We start from the raw sequence: 19,386 nt of genomic DNA on the forward strand, positions 1-19,386 counted from the left end.
AACAAAATTTTTATCGAAATTGTCAACGATCCACAGGCTCCTTGCCTACAGTCTGGGACTCGAGTGAGCCGCACAGCCCGACCTGCCCGCGGTGTCGCCGGGGCGGTGCGCAGGTACGGCTGTGACCACGTAACCCGCTGTACAAGGAGGTCTACGGGTGGACATCAACCGCAGAGCCGTTATCCGGGGCGCCGCGGCCGTAGCCGCGTTCGGAATCGCAGAGGGCGCGGCAGGCACGGCCTTCGCCGGCACCTCATCGTCGCGCAGCTCGTCGAGCACGTCCTCGGCGTACTCGCTGGAGTTCGATTCCACCGCCTGGTCGTACGACTCGCCCAACGACGTGTACTACCAGCTCGGGAAGGTGTACGTCGCCAACCCGGCCACGACGGACTACGAGAACCTGTCGATCTATGTGCCGGGCGCCTATCTGACGGCCACCGTGAACAGTGATGGGACCACGTACACCGCGACGGTCAACCCGAAGGGCACCGTCGGCGACTACTCGGGACGCACGGCACCGATCGTGATCCCGGTCAACACCCCCGGCTACGCCTCGCAGAAGCCGGCCACGTCCTACAGCTACAGCAGCGTGTCGAAGTACCTCGCGGCCGGGCACATCTACGTGTGGCCGGGCCTGCGCGGCCGGGACGGCTCCACCAGCACCCGTTCCGACGCGGCCCCCTGGGGCGTGACCGACCTCAAGGCCGCGGTCCGCTTCCTCCGGTACAACCGGAGCGTCCTGCCCGGCAGCACGGACGACATCGTCCTGTTCGGCATGAGCGGCGGCGGCGCCCAGGACACCGTGGCGGGTGCGTCCGGTGACAGCCCCCTGTTCGACCCCTACCTGCGTACGATCGGCGCGGCGATGGAGGACGCCAAGGGCCGACCCCTCAGCGACGCGGTCGCCGGCGTCATGGCCTGGTGCCCGATCACCAGCCTGCACGAGGCCAACCTGTCCTACGAGTGGAACATGGGCCAGTTCGCCTCGACCGGCACGCGCGCGTCCGGCACATGGACCAGCGCCTACTCGACGGACCTGGCAAAGGCCTGGCCCAAGTACCTCAACCGTCTGGGTCTGCGCGACGAGCAGGGCAGGCGCCTGGAGCTGACCGAGTCCAGCAGCGGCATTCACCTGGCCGGCAGTTACTACGACTACCTGATCGAGGTGATCACCACCTCGCTGAACCACTTCCTGTCCGACACCACCTTCCCGTACACCGTCACCACGATGGGCGGCCCGCCCGGATCGGGCCAGCCGGGGTCCTCGACCACGTACGAGACGGTCGCCGACTACATCGCCTACCTCAACACCGACAGCACCTGGGTCACCTACGACGCGACGACCAACACCGCCACGGTGTCCGGCCTCAAGGGCTTCGCCAACAGCCAGAAGACCGGGAACAAGCCGGTCGGCGCGTTCGACGGGTACTCCCGCGCGCAGACCGAGAACAACGTCTTCGCGATGGGGCTGGGCGCCCCGTCGCACTTCGCGCCGCTCACCCGTGACGTCATCAAGGCGAACGAGACGACGTACGCCACGTACTCCGACTGGAACTCCGACTACGGCTCCTCGGCGTACGACAGTGACTTCGCCAAGAAGGACAGCGTCGGCAAGGACATCGCCTGGCGGGCCGACGCGTACAACCCCCTGTACTTCCTCTCACCCGCCTTCGCCGGCTACCGCCGGTCGCAGGTGGCGCGCAACTGGCGCATCCGCACCGGCATCATGCAGGGTGACACCGCCAATACGACCGAGATCAACATCGCGCTGGCCCTGCAGAACTACGGCATCCACAACGTCGACTTCGCCACCGTGTGGGCCCAGGGACACACACAGGCCGAGCGCACCGGCGACTCCACGACGAACTTCATCAGCTGGGTGGCGTCCATCACCAAGAGGTGACCACCGGCCCGGACAGCCCGGGTGCCTGAGCGACGAGCCTCGATCAGACGCCCGGCACCGGAGCGGAGACGCTCCCGGCAGCACAACCTCCGGCGCTGCCCGCCTACACGACGTGCGTCGGGAGTCCCCCGCTCACGCGGACTTCCGGCCGGTGGTCGGCAGATCCAGGATGAGCGTGCGCAGCAGGTCCGCCACCAGCGCGGCAGCGTGCGAGAGCGGCTGCACCTCGGGGGTGCACAGGGACATCGCGGTACGCAGCCGGGCGTCGGCGAAGCGGTAGATGCGAACCTCGTCGGGGGCGAAGTTGGCCTTGGCGGCCGTGAGCGGCAGCACCGTCACACCGAGCCCGTTCACCACGGCGTCCCGCAGCACCGTGTTCGGCTCGACCTCAGCGACGACCGAGCAGTGCAGTCCCGCCGCGTGGAAGGCGGCGTCGGTGATGTGCCGGACGGTGTGCAGTTCGCTCGGCATGATGAAGTCCAGGCGGCTGGCCTCCTTGAGCGTGACGGTGCCGCCGCGGCTCGTGACGGGCGGTGTCCTGACGCTGGTGATCAGATGGAACTCCTCCTCCAGGACGTGCTCGAAGACGACTCCCTTGACATAGCCGGGGTCGTAGATCAGCGCCATGTCCACCTGGCCGAGCAGCACGGCCTGGCTCATCACCACCGTCAGGTTCTGGATCAGCTGGAGTTGAATGTTCGGGTACCGTTCGCGCACGGCCCGCAGCAGCGGTGCACCCAGGCCCGGAGCCATGCTGTACGAGGCCAGGCCGACGGTCACCAGCCCGGCCGGGGTGTCGCTGCCGGCGCGCAGGTCGATCCGTGCGGCCTTCTCGAGGCGGAGGATGCCCTGTGCGTAGCGGTAGAGGGAGCGCCCGGACGCCGTGACCTCCACACCGCGGCCGGTGCGTTCGAGCAGGCGGGCCTTGAAGTCGTTCTCCAGCGCCGAGATGTGCTGGCTGAGCGCGGATTGCGTGATGTGCAGCGAGTCCGCGGCCCTGGTGATGTTCCCGACGTCGACCACCCTGACGAAGTAACCGAGCCTGCGGGTGTCCATCGAGCTCCTCCTCGGGGTGGCGCTCTTCCTTTGGGGTGGCGGTCCTCGCCGTGATCAGCGGCGTCCGAGGTGACCGCCCACGGCGCCGAGACCGTCGTCATGGGCGGAGGAGGGTAACCACATGAGGAGAGACATCCCGGTGAACGTACCCCGCCGCTCATCAGTGCGTCGAGCACGGCGACGCCGTACCGGCGGGGCCGGTCTCCGGGTCGACAGCACGATCCGCGCGCGCAGGCCCTCGGGGTGTGCGACGGCTCGGCTCCCGAACTCGTCTCACTCCTCGACGACCAGGCCCTTGACCTTCAGCTTCTCGGTGAGCCCGTGCACCTCGATCAGCGTCCTGTCACCGCGGCGATGCTGCTCCCGGATCTCCGCCTCGTGGTCCTCACGCTGCCGGCAGAGCCGTACGACTTCCTCGGCCTCCTCCGGGTCGACCACGACGATGCCGTCGGAGTCGCCGCGCAGGATGTCGCCGGGCCGGACGATCTGCCCGCCGACGGAGATCGGGCGGTTCACCAGGCCGAGGGTCTCCTTGACCGTTCCCTCGATGCAGACCGAGCCGGAGAAGACAGGAAAGCCCAGTGTCCGCAGGTCCGCACTGTCGCGCACGCCGGAGTCGGTGACGAACGCTGCCAGTCCCTTGCTCTGACAGGCGGTGGCGAGGACGTCACCGAAGGAACCGGCCTGCTCGAACTCCGAACCGGCGACGATCACGACGTCACCGGGCTCGGCGTACGAGATGGCGACCTGGACCATGATGTTGTCGCCCGCCTGCGCCTCGACCGTGAAGGCAGGCCCACAGAACGACATGGCGGGGTCCACGGGCTTCAGCCGGTGCGCCAGAGCGCCCTTGCGGCCCTGCGCCTCGTGGATGGTCGCGGCGGAGAACCGGCCGAGCGCCGCCACCACCTCCGCGGACGGGCGGTCGATCTTCGTGCGTACGTGGATCACGACGGGGCTTCCTTTTGTTCGAACAGTTCAAGAGCTGAGGTACTTGGCTCGTTGTTGTGACCGGGCCGCCTGCGGGGTCAAGTGAGCAGCGTGGGCGGCACGTTGACGACCTCGTCCGGCTGTTCGCCACGGCTCACCGCGATGAGCGATGCCACCACGCTCGCCGAGACCGCGGCGGTGTACTGGTCCGTCCAGCACAGGGAGTGCGGGGCGAGGACGACGTTGTTCAGCGCGATCAGCGGGCTGTCGCTCTTCAGTGGCTCCTCGGCGAACACGTCCAGACCCGCGCCGGCCAGCCGGCCGTCCGACAGCCGCGCGGTCAGCGCCTCCTCGTCGACCACCACTCCGCGCGAGACGTTGATCAACCGGGCGGTCTGCCGCATGAGCGCCAGTTCACGCTCCCCGATGAAGTGCTGGGTACCGGCGTTCGCCGCGACGGTGACGACGACGTAGTCGCTCTCCGCCAGGACCTCGTGCAGCGGGCGGAGTTCGATACCGATCCCTGCCGCCTCCCGGCTACGGTCGCTGCGGTTGTACCCCAGCACACGCAACCCCTGCGCACGCACCCGGCGCGCGGTCTCCAGCCCGATGCCGCCGAGCCCGACGATGCCCACCGTCGCGCCGGTCAGCCCGGAGCCGCGCCATGCCTCGCGCTCGGCCCACCGTCCCTCCCGCACCAGCCGGTCCTTGACGACCAGGTGGTGCGACAGGGCGTACAGCAGAGCGATCACGGAGTCGGCCACCGGCCGCCGTACCGCGTCGGGGGCGTTGGTCACCAGCACACCGCGCCGGGTACAGGCCTCGGTGTCGACGGCGTCGAAGCCGGCGCCGAACCGCGCGACATGCCGCAGCCGTCCCGACGCCGGGATCGACTCCGCGGTGACCCGCTCGTGCCCCAGCACGAGGACCGCGTCCGCGTCATCGAGTTGGTCGGCGCGTAGCTCCTCGATCTCCTCGTCCAATACCCGCCACGCCAGTCCGGCGTCGGTCAGCCGGGAGAGCCCGATGTCGCCGAAGACGGTACTCCCGTCCGGCTGGGCATAACCTCGTGTAATCACTACCTGATAAACCACAATGGCCTTTCTCACCGGCCGCGACATTCACACGCCGTGTCGGCCGGTCTACCGGTTCGCGTCGATGTCGGCCCGTGGAGCTATTTCGCCGTCGTGACCGTCGAGAGGCTGTCGATCGCCTCGACGTCCGCCGGGGACAGCGCCAGGTCGACGGCGGACAGGTTCCGCTCCATCCGCTCACGGTGCGCGGACTTCACGGTCACCGCGACTTTGTGGTGCAGGTTCCATGCCAGGACGACGTCGCGCGCCGAACGGTCGTGCCGCCGTGCGATGTCCGTCAGCACCGGGTGGTCCAGGTCGGTGCTGCGCAGCGGGCTGTGCGCGCTGAGCAGCACGCCGCGCCTGCGCATCGCCTCGGCGAAGTCCGGTTCGTGGTCGCCCGGCCCCCACTGCACCTGGTTGACGGCCGGGTAGACGCCGGTCTCCTCGTGCAGCGCGTCGATGAGCTCGACCGAGTAGTTGCTCACACCGACGGCCCGTACGAGGCCCTCGTCACGGGCGCGGACGAACTCGCGCCAGCTGGTGACGCCCGGATATCCGCCCGGCGGCCAGTGGATCAGCCACAGGTCGACGTAGTCGCAGCCCAGCGCGGTGAGGCTCTGTTCCAGCGTCAGCCGTTCCCTGCCGACCTGGTCGGGCGGCATCTTGGTGGTCACGAACAGGTCGGACCGGGGCAGGTCGGTGGCCGCGAGGGCCGCTCCGACGGCGGCCTCGTTGCGGTAGCGGGTGGCGGTGTCGACGAGCCGGTAGCCGACCGAGAACGCGGTCAGCACCGCTTCGGTGGCCTGGTCGCCACGCATGGGGTGGGTGCCGAAGCCGATCAGCGGCACGGTGTGGCCACCCGCGTCGGCCGTGGGTACTCGGCCCGCTCCGGACGGGAGGGTCGTGTCCATGGCGGTTCTCCTCTTACGGTTCACACGGTTCTCACGGCCGCACCGTCGTACGGTCGTGGCAGCTCGGCGGGGCGGTACAGGTCTCGGTGCAGTACAGGTCCAGGTCCAGGTACAGGTCTCAATACAGTTCGACGAGGCGCAGCGGCGTCCGCGCCTGTGGGTCCGCGCCCGAGGCGGTCACCACGACGGTCTCCGCGAGTTCGACCGAGCGCCGGCCGGGCGACACGACCTCGGTCCGTACGCCGAGCACCATGCCGGGCTGGGCGATCACCGTGCTGTCGGGCAGCAGCGGCAGTGACGCCCCACCGTCGCGCAGCGCGACGATCCGGCAGGTCGCCAGGTGCTCGCCGGCCTCTCGGTCGAACGCCGCGCAGCCGTCGCGGAGCGGGGCGCCCGGCCGCAGCGCCGCAAGCAGCGCGGCCGTAGCGGCGGCACAGGCGTCGCCGGCGGCGCGCAGTGGGCCGTCCGCCTTGCTGAGCACGGCGGTTGCGGCGGCGTATCCCGCGGCCCCGTCCAGCAGCGGGTGCAGAACGTAGCGGACCGGGGTCGCGGCGGTCAGCCGCGCGGTGCCGGGGTCGTGCCCGCGGACGGTCACCAGGTCCGAACCGGCCGCCCCGCTCGCGCCGTACGGGTCGTACCAGCCCAGCAGGCCACCCGCCCGGCGGATCGAGCGGTCGACGTTCCCCGACAGCTCACGTACGTCCATGCCGACGTGCAGGTGGTCCATGACCGCCGTGTAGCCGACGGAGGCGAGGTCCGCGGCGGCGGCGAAGGCGGGCAGTTCGCCGGGTTCGCAGCTCGCCAGTTCGGCGAAGACCAGGTCGGCGGCGGGGCGCAGTTGCACGCCCGCGTTGCTGACCTGCTCGAGCACCTCCCAGGGCACATCGGTCTCCGAGCCGACCACGCCGGCTCTTACGCCGGCCGCACTCAGCGCGGCGGTGACCGCAGCGGTGAGGTCACCGGTCGCGCTCGCCACCGTGCCGTCGGTGGTGAGCAGGACGGCGGTTCCGTCGGCGAGGCCGGGCGCCGATCCCCGCACGTACCGGCACCCTGCGGGCGAGGTCAGCAGAAGGGCCGTGAAGCCCGCCTTGTCCAGTCGTACGCGGAGCTCGTCGAGTCGGGCTCCGGCCTGGCAGGTGGCTGCTGTCGCCACGGGACCACCGTCCTTTCGGAAATGTGTGTTCGGCTGGGTATGCCAAGTTCAGCGTTTGAGCGGTTCGAACGCCGTCTCGCGGATGCGCAGCGCGGTGAACCCGGCGACGGCGGAGGTGAGGACGAGGTAGATCGCCGGAATCCAGATGCTGCCGGTCGCGGCGATGAGCGCCGAGACGAGCAGGGGTGCACCGCCGCCGAAGATCGCGGTGCCGAGGTTGTAGCCGACGCCGTACGCCACGGTGCGCACGCGGGTGGGGAACAGCTCCGCGAGCGTCACCTGCATCACGCCGTTGGTACCGGCGAAACACACGGACATCAGCACCGCGCCCACCACCGCTGTGGCGAAGGAGCCCCGCGTCAGCAGCCAGTAGCAGGGGAAGCCGATGACGACCATGCCGAACGCCGAGCTGCTGAGCAGCTTTTTGCGGCCCACCCGGTCGGACAGCCGTCCGGCGTAGAGCACGGCGAACGTGCCGACGGCCAGCATGATGGCCGTGACGAGCAGTCCCTCCGTGGCTGAGAAGTGCATCTGGTCCGTCATGTACAACGGCATGTAGATGAAGAGTACGAAGTAGCCGGAGCTGTTGAGCAGCGGCAGCACGATGGTCAGTCCCATCGCGCGGAGGATCTCGGGAGAGGTGAACGCCTCCTTCAGCGGGCTGCCGGTCACCTCGCCCTTCTCCTCGGCCTCGGTGAACTCCGGTGACTCGTCGGCCAGTCGGCGGACGAGCAGGCCCACCACACCGAGCGGCAGGGCAAGGAGGAACGGCAGACGCCAGCCCCATGCCTCCATGGAGGAGGTACTGAGCACCGCGGTGAGCAGTGCGGCGAAGAGGGTGCCGAGCAGCATCGCGACGAACGTGGCGGCGTTGGCGTAGCTGACCACCCGCCCCCGCCGCCCGTCCCCGGCGTGCTCGGCGAGGAACGAGTTGCCGTTGCCGGGCTCTCCGCCCATCGCGAAGCCCTGGACGAACCGCAGCAACAACAGGCAGATCGGCGCCCAGACGCCCGCCGTGGCGTAGCTCGGCAGGGCGCCGACCAGGGTGGTGGACAGGGCCATCATGGTGATGAGCACCAGCAGGACGCGTTTGCGGCCTACCCGGTCGCCCCACGATCCGGCGACCGCGGCACCCACCGGGCGGAAGAAGAACGGGATGCCGAAGGCCACGAAGGTCAGCAGGACACTCGTGGTCGGAGCGTCGCTCGGGAAGAACACCACCGCGAGGGTCCCGGCCACGAAGCCGTAGATGGCGTTGTCGTACAGCTCGATGAAGACACCGACGAGACCGCCGATGATGGACAACTTCGTCGCCCTCGGCCTGGCCAGAGGCGTCTGCGCACGCGGCGGAGCCGTGGAGACCTTGCTGTTCACGGGCACTACCTTTCACGAAAGTGACGTCGCCGTCACCGGAAGGTTGACGCCGGCCGACCGGCCGTCGGGGCCGACCCGCCCCTCGCGGTTTCAGTGCGAAATCCGTGACGCTGGTCGCGTTCTCCCGGGTGGCGGATCACCGGCACTAGGAACTTTGGCCCGTGATTATTTCCTCGGTATTGCCGGTGGGTATACCCCGTCGGATTCCCAGTGCGGCTTCTTTTGCCGCCATCACGGAAACTTATTCCTGTCGGCCCGCGAAGCGGAGACACAGGGAGGTGAATTCATGGGCGGCGCAGGAGGGATACCGCATGTGCGAGCCCCGAGACGGCTTCTCGAATGGTGTCGGAGGACAATGCGAAGCTGGCCCGGAAATGGTTTGGGCTGCCGTAGGAGTCACCCGTGATCACCACCACGCCGGAGGTCTCCAGGAAGTACTCCGCGAGATCGGCGTCGGATGCCAGCGTCGTTCCCGAGGGGGTCACGGCCCCCAGCAGTCCGGAGGAGTCGGTCCACACATAGAAGCCGCCCTCGGGGACCGCCGGGCGCAGTCCGTCGATCGCGCCGAGCCCGGACACGAGCAGGTCGCGTCGCTCGGCGTAGATGCGTACCGTGCGGTCGATGAACTCCCGGCCGCCGTCCAACGCGGCCACCGCCGCGGCCTGACTCACCGACGACGGGCATGACGAACTCTGCGACTGGAGCGTGCCGATCGCCGCGCACAGCCGGGATGCGCCGGCGCCGTAGCCGACCCGCCAGCCGGTCATGGCGTAAGCCTTGGACACACCGTTGACGAGGAAGATGCGTTCCCGCAGGTCGGGGGCGACGGTCACGGCGCTGGGCACCGGCCGCGCACCAAAGTTGATCTCGTCGTAGATCTCGTCGCAGAGGACCGAGACGTGCGGGTGCGCGCGGAGTACATCAGCAAGACCGCGCAGCTCAGCCTCGCTGTAGACCGCGCCGGTCGGGTTGTTCGGCGTGTTCAGTACGACCCATTTCGTCCGGTCGGTGATGGCCTCGCGCAGCCGGTCCGGGGTGAGTTTGTACCCTTCCGCCGCCGTGGTGCCGACGACCACGGGGTGCCCGCCGTTCACCGTGACCATGTCCGGATAGGACACCCAGTACGGCGCCGGGACGATCACCTCGTCGCCCTCGTCCAGCGTCGCCACGAACGCCAGGAAGATGAGCTGCTTGGCGCCGCCGCCCACGCAGATCTCGTCGGTGGTGTAGGACTGCCCGGTCTTCCGCAGCAGACGGGAGGTGATCGCCGTCTGCAAGGCGGGGGTGCCCTTCGCCGACGTGTACTTTGTCTCGCCCGCGCGGATCGCCGCGATCGCCGCGTCCTTCACATGGTCCGGCGTATCGAAATCGGGTTCGCCGATCGTCAGCGGGAGGACCTTGCGGCCCGCCTCCTGGAATGCACGCACCCGGTCCGCAACCCGGGAACTCGGTGACTCCTTGACACGCGACATCCGCTCGGCAGGCGCGGGCGCCCGAAGCGTTTCGGAATGGGACATCCCTTTTCTCCTTCGGTGGTGCGAGGGGTGTTCATACGAAAGGTTCAGGCAAGTGCCGCGAAAGCGGTGCGCGCACGCAGTGCGATCCGGTCCAGGAGCCGCCGCCGCTCCACGTAGGCGGCGGTGGCGGCGGCCGCGGTCGTCCGGCGGAAGCGGACCTCCTGCCCGGGTCTGAGCTGCGCCGCGTTGTCCAGGGCACCGGAGGTGAGCACCGCGAGCACCGGGTAGCCCGCGGTGACCCCCCGGCCGCGCATCAGGACGAGCAGTTCGTCGCCCGCCGGGGCCTCGATGGCCCCGACCGGCACACCACGCGACAGCACCTCCCCGGTGACCGAACGCCGGGGGACGTGCCCGGCCACGCGCAGCCCGACGTGGTTGATGCGCGGCGTGACCGTGTACGGGGAGTCGTACAACCGCTGGAGTCCCGTGCCGAATTCGGCGGCGTCGGGCCCCTCGATCACATCCAGGACCGCGGACACGCGGCCGACGTCGCGGGGGATGCCGAAGTCGAACACGGTGGCGCCGAAGTGCCGGTTCACCAGCGGCGGGTGGGATCGCGACAGGGACAGGGAGGTACCGGCCGTGACGTGGGTGCCGAACTCGATCATCGAGTCCGGTGCGCAGCTTCCCATCAGCCGGGGAACATCGAAGGACCCGTGCACGGCGACATAGGCGCGCAATCCCGCGTCGGAGACGCGGATCCGCACCGTCTCGCCCGCGCGCACCGAGATCGGCGCCCAGGCCGGATACGCATGGCCGTCGACGGCGGGTTCGGCGGGCGCGCCGGTGACGGACATGAGGACATCGTGGCTGGGACGGAGGGTGACACCGAAGCCGGTGGCCTCGATCAGCGGGTCTGTGGGCGCGTTGCCGACCAGTACGTTCGCGGCGCGGGCGGCGAACTGGTCGAGCGCGCCGTTGACCGCCAATCCGCGCGCGGGGCCCGAGACCCGGCCGAGGTCGGTGACCACGCACGCCGTCGCGGACTCGACGTGCAGTTCGGGGCGATCACTCATCGTGCCGGTACCCCATCGGAGCGCCGAGCAGGTCGGCGTACTCGGCCTCGTCGATCGGCAGGAACCGCACTCGGTCGCCCGGGCGGTACGGGACAACGGCGTCAGTACTCGGGTCGGTATTCGGGTCGGTATTCGGGTCGGTATTCGGGTCGGTATTCGGGTCGGTCCGCAGGATGTCCAGGGGGGTGCGTCCGATCTGCCGCCAGCCGCTCGGTGCGGCGACGGGGCCGATGACCGCCTGCCGGCCCGCGACGGAGACCGCGCCGGGCGGTACGCGTAGCCGTGGGGTCGCCAGCCGGGGAATCGGGATCCCGAAAGCCGGTCCGTCCATCATGGCCGACGCGGCCGGGCCGCCCAGGCAGCGGATGACGTGCTCCCTCGCGCAGACGAGGTCGACGACTTTCGGCACCGGCTCGCCGACGATGCCGGCGACCCAATCCAGATCGGGCCCCGCCTCACCGCCGAACAGCACCGGCACGTCGATGACATCGCCGTCGGCCTCCCCGCCATCGCCGGTCAGGGTGTCCCAGGAGCGGATGTGCGAGGCGATCACCTCACCCACCGCGTGGTAGGGATCGAACTCCACGAGCACCGCGTCGTAGGTCGGGACGGCCCTCACCGTGGGGTGGGTCACACCACTGTTGAGCCATCCCGCGAGCCCGTGCACGGTCGTCCACACCCGGTCGCTGTCGGTGCCGTCGACGGTGACGCGCAGCGCGGAGTCGCCGCACGGCGAGATGGCGATCGTGATCGCTGTGCTCGTGTCCGTCATGCGGCCTGCGCATTCAGCACCTCGCCCAGCGGCGCCAGACGGACGCCGGCGGCCTGGAGTGCGTCACGGATGCGCGTCGCGAGCTGGAGCGCCGCGGGACCGTCGCCGTGCAACTGCACACAGTCCGTCCGCACCGGTATGTCCGTCCCGTTCCGGCTGGTGATCACCCCTTCGGTCACCATCCGGACGGTCCGGCGGGTGACCTCGTCCGGGTCGTGGAGCACGGCTCCGGGCTCCGACCGCGACACCAGCGTGCCGTCGTCCTCGTAGGCGCGGTCGGCGATGCCCACCATGGCCATCCGCAGGCCACGTTCGCGCGCCACGGCCGCCATCTCCCCCTCCTGCATCAGGATCACCAGGGACGGGTCGAAGGCCTCGACCGCGTCGGCGACGGCCTCGGCGTACTCCCGCCGGACGACCACGAGGTTCCCGAGGCGCCCGTGCGGTGCCAGGTGTCCGATACGGGTACCGTGCGCGCGGGTGAACGCGGACAGCGCCCCGATCTGGTACAGCACGTCGGTGCGCACCTCGTCCGGGGTCAGGTCCATCGCCCGCCGTCCGAAGCCCACCAGGTCGGGGAAGCTCGGGTGCGCGCCGATGCCGACGCCGCGCTCCACGCAGGCGCGCACCGTCGCGTCCATCACCCGCGGGTCCCCCGCGTGGAATCCGCACGCGACGTTCGCGGACGTCAACAGTTTCAACAGTTCGGCGTCGTTGCCCATGGTGTAGGCCCCGAAACTCTCTCCGAGATCGGCGACCAGATCGACGACAGGCACAGTGAGGCTCCTTTCCTGCCGGGTCGGGACGGCGTCGAATCACGTCCGGCGCTCGCGTGGAACGGGTCCGGTGAAGGACCGCCTCCAGGTCAGAAGCTAGGTCCGGCGGGGTCGGGGGAGGAAGGGCTCATCAAGAAGCCACATGGCCGCATAGCCGTTCGCGATGGGTGGTGCCCGTGGATGTGGGCCGGGCGGGCGACCCTGGCGACGGGCATTCCGGCGAGCGCGGAGACGATCGGGGCGGCAGCGCTGTCGGCGGCGGCCGGCCGCCCCTACCTGGACCACCAAGTCGTGCCAATTTTCCGGGTGTTGAGCCGCCGGCGCACACCAAAAACTGAGAGGCGCCGCGTGGGCGCCTCTCAGTCGACGTCGAGGGCGAGGAGAGCGAAAGGACTTGAGTTCATTTCCAGTGAATGAGAAGGAAGCCCCTTCATGGCCTCGCCGTGGGCCACGCTAGCACTCAGCCCGGGATCAAGTCGCGCAGATTTTCGAGGGTGATGACCTGGGAGTCCGGGTGCAGCCCCTCGGGACGTTCGAGACCGATGTACATCACGGGCTCGTCCGGGACCGGCTCGCCGCCCCACAGGTCCACGGCCGTGGTGTCGCGGGACATCAGGTCGATCAGGTACCCCGTCGTCAGCTGCTCGCGCTCCACGAGAGCACGCACCACCTTGGACACCGACACCTGGTTCTCCTCGACCCGGTTTTCCTCCGAGATGCCCCTCAGATACAGGTGCAGCCACTTCGCACGCCACCGGCCGTCGTCCCCGCGCTGGAAGACCAGCGGCAGCGCCACACGGCCCGCCCCACGCAGCTCCGACTTCATCCGCACCGTGCGCGGCTCGAACGGACGGCCCTTCTGCTCACCGTCGCGCAGCATGAACCCGAAGAACGACTCCTCGACCTCCTCGAAGCTTTCGCCCGCGTAGATGTTGACCTGCGGAACGATGAACGTGCTGCGCACCCGGTCCAGGGACAGGTTGATGAACTCCGAGGCCCCGTCGGGCGCCTCGGTGACATCGCCCGAGTGCTCGCCCCCGACCGCTGTGAGGGCCGTGTAGGAGAGCCAGGAGTCGGTGCTGTAGTCGCTGTGCAGAAGCAGGGCCGACAGGTCGTAGTCGGTCTGGCGCTCGGTCTCCTTCCAGTACACGAAGAAGCGCAGCAGTTCGCCGTCGACCTCCGAGACCGAACCCCGCGGCAGTACGCCGAACCCGGCCGCGGTCGCCCTGCCACTGAGCGGGAGCGCCACGTCGAGGACGTCGGGGTCGAGCAACAGCCGGCCCGGCGCCGGTAGCCGACGGCGTATCTCTGCGTCGAGGGCGGCGATCAGACGGTCGCGGTCGGCGGCCGGTACCGGAGGCCGGATGTCGGAGGTCACCCAGGCGCGGCCCCGGCGGTTGACGAAGATGCGGGGTTCGTCGGTCTCCCGCTCCCGGTTGTGGAAGTGCTCACGGACCGAGAGGACGACCCGGCCGGAGACCTCGGGAGCGACCTCCACCGCGACGGCCACCACCGCGTCCCGCGCCTCCTGGTCGGCGGCGATACGCAGCAGGTGGTCCAGGGCGCGGAACAGCTTGCCGGGAGCGGACTTCAGCAGCTTCACCGCACCGGTGACGTCGAACTCGTCGAGCAGCTCCCCGACGCGGCTGTCGAAGGACCGCGCCTCCTTCTCGCCCCGCGCCACGGCGAACACATCGGCGGCGTGTGGCCAGCGCGGGTACTCGTGTGGATGGAGACGCTCACCGAGCCGCTTGAAGGGCTCCCGGCGCGCGTGCACATCGGCGAGCTTCGCCGGGTTCGCCGCGACCACGGCGTCGAGGCCCGCGAGCAGCCCCCGGCGCACCGGCCGCGACAGCGTCCGGAACCGGGTCGGCTCCTGGAGCGTCACGTCGCCGCCCGACAGTGCGCAGGCCAGCCGGAGCACATCGGTGACGGTGTCCAGCAGGAGGTCGGCGCCGACGCCGAGGCGGGCCTCGTTGACGACCGCCCGGTTCTCCCGGACGGGGATCGCCTCCGGCTGGGGGCCGAGCGCGCATCGCTCGGCGAGGGTCTTGAGGTCGCGCAGGTGGTCCTCGCCCAGGGGCGTCGTGCTGCCCGCCAAGGCCAGGTACAGGTCCGTGAGTTCGTCGTCCAGGTCCCGCCCGAGGTGCAGGACGGTCACCCGGTCGCCCGCCGAGGCGATCAGCTCGTCCTGCGCCGCGAGCATCTCCTCGTACGTCTGCTGGTAGCGGCCGTACGTGGGGAGGCTGAGCAGGTCCAACACCCCGTGCGCCAGCTGCGTCAGCACGTTCTCGCGCGACGTGTCGTCGCCGAGCGCCTGCGCCACACACCGCATCCAGAACTCTTCGGTGTCCGGCACGTTCGCCGGAAAGTCGATGAAGTACGAGTTGTGCCGGACGTGGTCGCCCACCATCTCGCTCACGGTGCGCAGCGTTCGCTCGGCGGTGTGCACGACCGCGGCCTCGGACAGCCCTGACAGCCGCTCCAGCAGCTCGGCCGAGAGCTTGAAGCCCACGGATGTCAGCACCGCGTCGAACTGCCGTGCGGCGGCGGCTCCTTCCCCGGCAGAGCCCTTGGGGGAGGAAAGGCGGTGGGTGTGCCGGATGACCAGCGATTCGAAACTGTGCGCCATTCGGGGATAATCGCAGAGGTGCGCGAGCCGACGCCCAGGAGTTTTTTCCGGTGGGCGGCCGTCCGGCAGCGATCCGGTGGGCGGCGGGTCCGGTGGGCGGCGGGTCCGGTCAGCCGAAGAACGTCTCGAACTCGTCGTACAGCGACGGATCGACGAGCTTGTTCTTCGCCGTGGCATCGGCGAGGGGGACGCGGACGATCCGGGTGCCCTTGAGGGCGACCATGACGCCGAAGTCAGCGTCCTTGACCGCGTCGATGGCGTGCAACCCGAAGCGCGTGGCCAGCCAGCGGTCGAAGGCGCTCGGGGTGCCGCCGCGCTGGATGTGCCCCAGCACCGTGGTGCGGGCATCCTTGCCCGTGCGCTCCGAGATCTCCCGAGCCAGCCACTCGCCGATGCCGGACAGCCGCGTATGGCCGAACTCGTCCAGCGACTGGTCCTTGAGGACCGCCTGCCCCTCCTTCGGGGCGGCCCCCTCGGCCACCACGACGATCGGCGCGTAATTGATCTTGAATCGGCTCTTCACCTGCTCACAGACCTGATCGATGTCGAAGGGCCGCTCAGGGATGAGGATCACGTTGCCGCCGCCCGCGACGCCGGCGTGCAGCGCGATCCACCCGGAGTGCCGCCCCATGACCTCCACCACCAAGGCGCGCATGTGCGACTCGGCGGTGGTGTGGAGGCGGTCGATGGCCTCGGTCGCGATGCCGACCGCGGTGTCGAAGCCGAAGGTGTAGTCGGTGCCGAAGACGTCGTTGTCGATGGTCTTCGGCACGCCGACCAGGGGGATTCCCTGACGGCTCAGTTCGGTGGCCACGCCGAGGGTGTCCTCGCCGCCGATCACGATGAGCGCGTCCACGTCGTGCGTGGCAAGGGTGTCCTGTATGCGTCGCAGCCCGTTCTCGTGTGTGAACGGGTTGGTGCGGGAGGAGCCGAGGATCGTTCCGCCGCGGGGGAGGATCCCTCGCACGGCGGCGATGTCCAGTGGCATGACGTGGTCCTGGAGCAGGCCGAGCCATCCGTCCCGCAAGCCGACGAAGTCGAAGGCGTATTCGTGGACGCCTTTGCGTACGACACTGCGGATCACGGCGTTGAGGCCGGGGCAGTCACCGCCGCCGGTCAGTACTCCGACCTTCATGGGTTTCTCCCATCCGCTGGACGCCTGCGCGGTCGCGGCCTTGTCGTCGTACGAGGTGCTGCCGAGAACAGGATCGCCTGCTTCAAGCCTCCCTCCGTTCGGTCCACAGTGGCCACTCGACGGACGCCGGGTCCAAAGCCCTGGCCGTGGCGCTACCCCTGCGTTCGGCCCCCTCCCGGGGCGGCCGGAACCGCGTCGGCGGACAGGGCGGACGGGGTACGGCCCGAAGCGTTCGTGGCAGCCCTGACTGTGGCGGTTGCCGCTTTCCTCGGGGTGCGCAGCAGGATCGCGGAGACCAGGGCGGCGAGCAGGGTGAGGGCCGCGGCCACGATCAGGCACAGGTGGAGGCCGTCGAGGAAGGCTTCGCCCACGGCGCCCAGAGCCTGGCCGGTGCTGCCGCCCAGGTCCATCTGGGCGACTGCGCCGAGGCCGCCCGCCTGTGCGGTCTCCACGATGCTCTGTTGTGTCGCCCCCGTGACCCCGGCGTCGGCGAGGTGGCCAGGGAACGTGTCGAGGGCCCTGGCGGTGAGCAGCGCGCCCAGGACGGCCGGGCCGAGGGCCCCGCCGACCTGCCGGAAAGCGTTGTTGCCGGCCGCGGCCATGCCGGCCAGGTGGTGGGGCACGGAGGCGACGGCGGTTGCGGTCATGGGTGTCAGGACGCCGCCGATCCCCAGACCCAGCAGTGCCAGTCGCCACGCGATGGAGGCGAACGAGGTGTCCGCCTCGACGGTGGTCAGCGAGAACAGCGACCCGGAGACGACGAGCAGACCGACGGTGATCAGCAGGCGTGCGGAAACCCGGTGCATGAGACGTCCGACGGGCTGGCCGATGACGATGGCCGCAGCGGTGACCATGAGGAGACGCCAGCCCGCCTGGAGGGTGTCGAGCTGCTGCACCAGGCCGAAGTAGAGGCTCAGGAGGAAGAAGAAACCGATCAGCGCCAGGAAGGTGATCATCGCGATGAGCGTGGTGGCCGTGAACGCCGGGCTGCGGAACAGCGTCAGATCCAGCATCGGGCTGTCGCTGCGTCGCTCGGCGAGGACGAAGGCGACACCGCTGACCACGGCGATGAACAGTGCCGACATGACCCGTACGTCGGTGAAGGAGCCGGCGCCGCCTTCGATCACGCCGTAGACCAGCGCGGTGATCGCCGGCGCGGCGGTGAGCTGGCCGGGCCAGTCCAGCCGGCGCCCGTGCGGGGCACGCGAGTCGGTCAGCAGTCGCGCGGCGAGGACCATCGCGGTCAGTGATACGGGGATGGCCAGCAGATAGATCCACCGCCAGGCAGCGTGGTCGAGGATCACCCCGGCGATCAGCGGGCCCACCGCCAGCGCCACCAGGAGCGAGGTGGCCCACAGGCCGATGAACTTGCCCCGCTCCCGGAAGTCGGGCACCGCGTGGCTGATCAGCGCCAGTGTGGTCGGCAGCAGCGCGGCCGCGCCCAGTCCGGCGAGAGCCTGGCCGATCCACAGGACCTGGATCGACTGGGCGGCCAGCGCGACGGCGGCACCGGCGGCGGAGAACAGCAGACCCGCCTGGAACACCTTCTTGCGCCCGTGAACGTCTCCGAACACACCGGCGGTCAGGATGAACGCGGCCATGGGCAGGACGAACGCGTCCTGGACCCACGACAGTTGGGCGGTCGACGCGGCCAACGCCGCCTGGATCGCGGGCAGACTCACGGCGACTGTGGTCACCGGCAAGTAGGCGACGAACACGCCCAAGCAGGCCATGACGAGCGTGGCAGCCCGCCGGTCGGTCGGCCCGCTCGCCGATGGTGTGACGTTCACGAGAACACTCCTTTGCGGCGCGCCACGCCGCGGTTGACATCTGGTGAGGTTCGGTCCGGCCAAGTGCCGGTTCCTCGGCGGCCGCGAACCGCGCACCGGCGCCGTCCCGCACATGAGGTTCGGGCCGGGAGGCTCTGCTTGCCTTTCGGAGCCTGTTCTTCGGGGCCTGCCCTTCGAGGCCTGACATTCGGGGCCTGTCCTTCGGGGCCTGTCTTCGGACGAACCCGCACACCAGCATCGACGGAGCAGTGCAGTATCGACAAAGAAACGGCCTGAGTCGATGAGAAACCGCTATGGCACACCGCTCAGTGACACACTTCCACCGTGGCTGACGACGTCGACATGCAAATCCTCCGCGCGCTGCAGTACGCCCCGCGCGCTCCGTTCCGGCTCATCGGCGACGTGACCGGGGTTTCGGAGCAGACCGCGGCCCGCCGTTACCACGCGCTTCGCCGCAGCGGGGTGATGCGCGTCGTGGGTCTGGTCAACCCCGCCGTGTACGGAGAGGCGCAATGGGTCGCTCGTATCCGATGCCGCCCCGACCGAGTCGGCCCGCTCGCCGACGCTCTCACCCGGCGGCCCGACATCGCCTACGCCAGCATCGCCTCGGGCGGCTCGGAGATCATCTGCATCATCCGGTCACCGCTCCAGGCCCAGCGCGATGACATGCTGCTGCGCCAGTTGCCCAAGTCCGCTTCCGTGCTCGACGTGAGCATCGACCTGCTCGTCCATCCGTTCGGCAGTCCTGGCGCAGCCGGCTGGACCGGCTACGGCGGCCACCTCACGGCCGAGCAGGAACAACGGCTCATCAGCGGCCGGCCCCCCGCACCGACCGGGCCTCTCCTGACCCCCACCACCGAGGACGCCCCACTCCTCGACGCCCTCGCCGAGGACGGCCGCACCACCCACACTCAGCTCGCCGACCTCACCGGCTGGTCCAAAGGCCGCGTAGGTCGTCGGCTGGAGGCCTTGGAGACGTCCGGCACGCTCTCCTACGACGTCGACCTGATTCCGGAACGCCTCGGCCGCCACCTCAACGCCACCCTCTGGCTGCGCGTCGCCCCAACCCATCTGGAGCGCACCGGAAACGAGATCGCCCGCCACGACGAAGTCGCCTTCGCCGGAGCCACCAGTGGCGACCACAACGTGATGGCCATCGTCGTCTGCCGCGACGCCGAGGACTTCTACCGCTACCTGACCACCCGCCTCGCCGCCATTCCCGGCATCGACGGCTACGGGGTCAGCATCAGGGTCCGCCGCCTCAAGCAGGCCGCCTCCCTCATCTCCCACGGCCGCCTGGTCCATCCCACGCTCGCGTAGACCCGGCTTCGCGCCGGCCCGCGGT

15 protein-coding genes are annotated in these 19,386 nt (G+C 69.6%); 2 read left to right on the forward strand and 13 right to left on the reverse strand.

What is annotated here, in order from left to right; all coding sequences use genetic code 11:
• The first annotated feature begins 157 nt into the window (after positions 1-157).
• Positions 158-1,903 carry an esterase gene (locus tag AB0H86_RS21040; protein WP_362440527.1) on the forward strand — a complete coding sequence of 582 codons (1,746 nt, stop codon included), beginning with the start codon at positions 158-160 and terminating at the stop codon, positions 1,901-1,903.
• Between the two features lie 132 nt (positions 1,904-2,035).
• Here AB0H86_RS21040 and AB0H86_RS21045 read toward each other — a convergent pair whose 3' ends face one another.
• From AB0H86_RS21045 to AB0H86_RS21105, 13 genes are all read right to left on the reverse strand, one after another.
• Positions 2,036-2,959, reverse strand: a complete 924-nt coding sequence (locus AB0H86_RS21045; RefSeq protein ID WP_362440530.1) for a LysR substrate-binding domain-containing protein — start codon at positions 2,957-2,959, stop codon at positions 2,036-2,038.
• Between the two features lie 273 nt (positions 2,960-3,232).
• Entirely contained in the window at positions 3,233-3,910 is a 678-nt protein-coding gene (locus AB0H86_RS21050) for a 4-carboxy-4-hydroxy-2-oxoadipate aldolase/oxaloacetate decarboxylase (protein ID WP_362440533.1), read from the reverse strand.
• Positions 3,911-3,987: 77 nt separating this feature from the next.
• Positions 3,988-4,968 carry an NAD(P)-dependent oxidoreductase gene (locus AB0H86_RS21055; protein WP_362440536.1) on the reverse strand — a complete coding sequence of 327 codons (981 nt, stop codon included), beginning with the start codon at positions 4,966-4,968 and terminating at the stop codon, positions 3,988-3,990.
• A gap of 95 nt (positions 4,969-5,063) precedes the next feature.
• A complete protein-coding gene (locus AB0H86_RS21060) occupies positions 5,064-5,876 on the reverse strand; it encodes an aldo/keto reductase (protein WP_362440539.1) in 813 nt (270 codons plus the stop codon).
• A 118-nt stretch (positions 5,877-5,994) separates the two neighbouring features.
• Positions 5,995-7,029 carry a M24 family metallopeptidase gene (locus AB0H86_RS21065; RefSeq protein WP_362440542.1) on the reverse strand — a complete coding sequence of 345 codons (1,035 nt, stop codon included), beginning with the start codon at positions 7,027-7,029 and terminating at the stop codon, positions 5,995-5,997.
• 48 nt (positions 7,030-7,077) lie between these two features.
• Entirely contained in the window at positions 7,078-8,403 is a 1,326-nt protein-coding gene (locus AB0H86_RS21070; protein WP_362440545.1) for an MFS transporter, read from the reverse strand.
• 284 nt (positions 8,404-8,687) lie between these two features.
• Entirely contained in the window at positions 8,688-9,920 is a 1,233-nt protein-coding gene (locus tag AB0H86_RS21075; RefSeq protein ID WP_362440548.1) for an aminotransferase class I/II-fold pyridoxal phosphate-dependent enzyme, read from the reverse strand.
• Between the two features lie 44 nt (positions 9,921-9,964).
• Positions 9,965-10,936 (reverse strand): biotin-dependent carboxyltransferase family protein, encoded by a 972-nt coding sequence (locus tag AB0H86_RS21080; RefSeq protein ID WP_362440551.1) that lies wholly within the window; start codon positions 10,934-10,936, stop codon positions 9,965-9,967.
• Positions 10,929-11,708 (reverse strand): carboxyltransferase domain-containing protein, encoded by a 780-nt coding sequence (locus AB0H86_RS21085; protein ID WP_362440554.1) that lies wholly within the window; start codon positions 11,706-11,708, stop codon positions 10,929-10,931. The genes AB0H86_RS21080 and AB0H86_RS21085 overlap by 8 nt, the downstream gene beginning before the upstream one ends.
• The gene (locus AB0H86_RS21090) at positions 11,705-12,484 is read right to left on the reverse strand and encodes a 5-oxoprolinase subunit PxpA (protein ID WP_362440557.1); all 780 of its coding nucleotides are present in this window, start codon (positions 12,482-12,484) and stop codon (positions 11,705-11,707) included. The genes AB0H86_RS21085 and AB0H86_RS21090 overlap by 4 nt, the downstream gene beginning before the upstream one ends.
• Before the next feature lie 460 nt (positions 12,485-12,944).
• Entirely contained in the window at positions 12,945-15,116 is a 2,172-nt protein-coding gene (locus AB0H86_RS21095; RefSeq protein ID WP_362440560.1) for a hypothetical protein, read from the reverse strand.
• A gap of 109 nt (positions 15,117-15,225) precedes the next feature.
• A complete protein-coding gene (locus AB0H86_RS21100; RefSeq protein ID WP_362440563.1) occupies positions 15,226-16,251 on the reverse strand; it encodes a 6-phosphofructokinase in 1,026 nt (341 codons plus the stop codon).
• Between the two features lie 152 nt (positions 16,252-16,403).
• Positions 16,404-18,041 (reverse strand): DHA2 family efflux MFS transporter permease subunit, encoded by a 1,638-nt coding sequence (locus AB0H86_RS21105; RefSeq protein ID WP_362440566.1) that lies wholly within the window; start codon positions 18,039-18,041, stop codon positions 16,404-16,406.
• Between the two features lie 324 nt (positions 18,042-18,365).
• Between AB0H86_RS21105 and AB0H86_RS21110 the strand changes: the two genes are divergently transcribed.
• A complete protein-coding gene (locus tag AB0H86_RS21110) occupies positions 18,366-19,361 on the forward strand; it encodes an AsnC family transcriptional regulator (protein WP_362440569.1) in 996 nt (331 codons plus the stop codon).
• Positions 19,362-19,386 lie beyond the last annotated feature (25 nt).

It is taken from the genome of Streptomyces sp. NPDC050997 (assembly GCF_040660135.1).
Classification (GTDB): Bacteria; Actinomycetota; Actinomycetes; order Streptomycetales; family Streptomycetaceae; genus Streptomyces.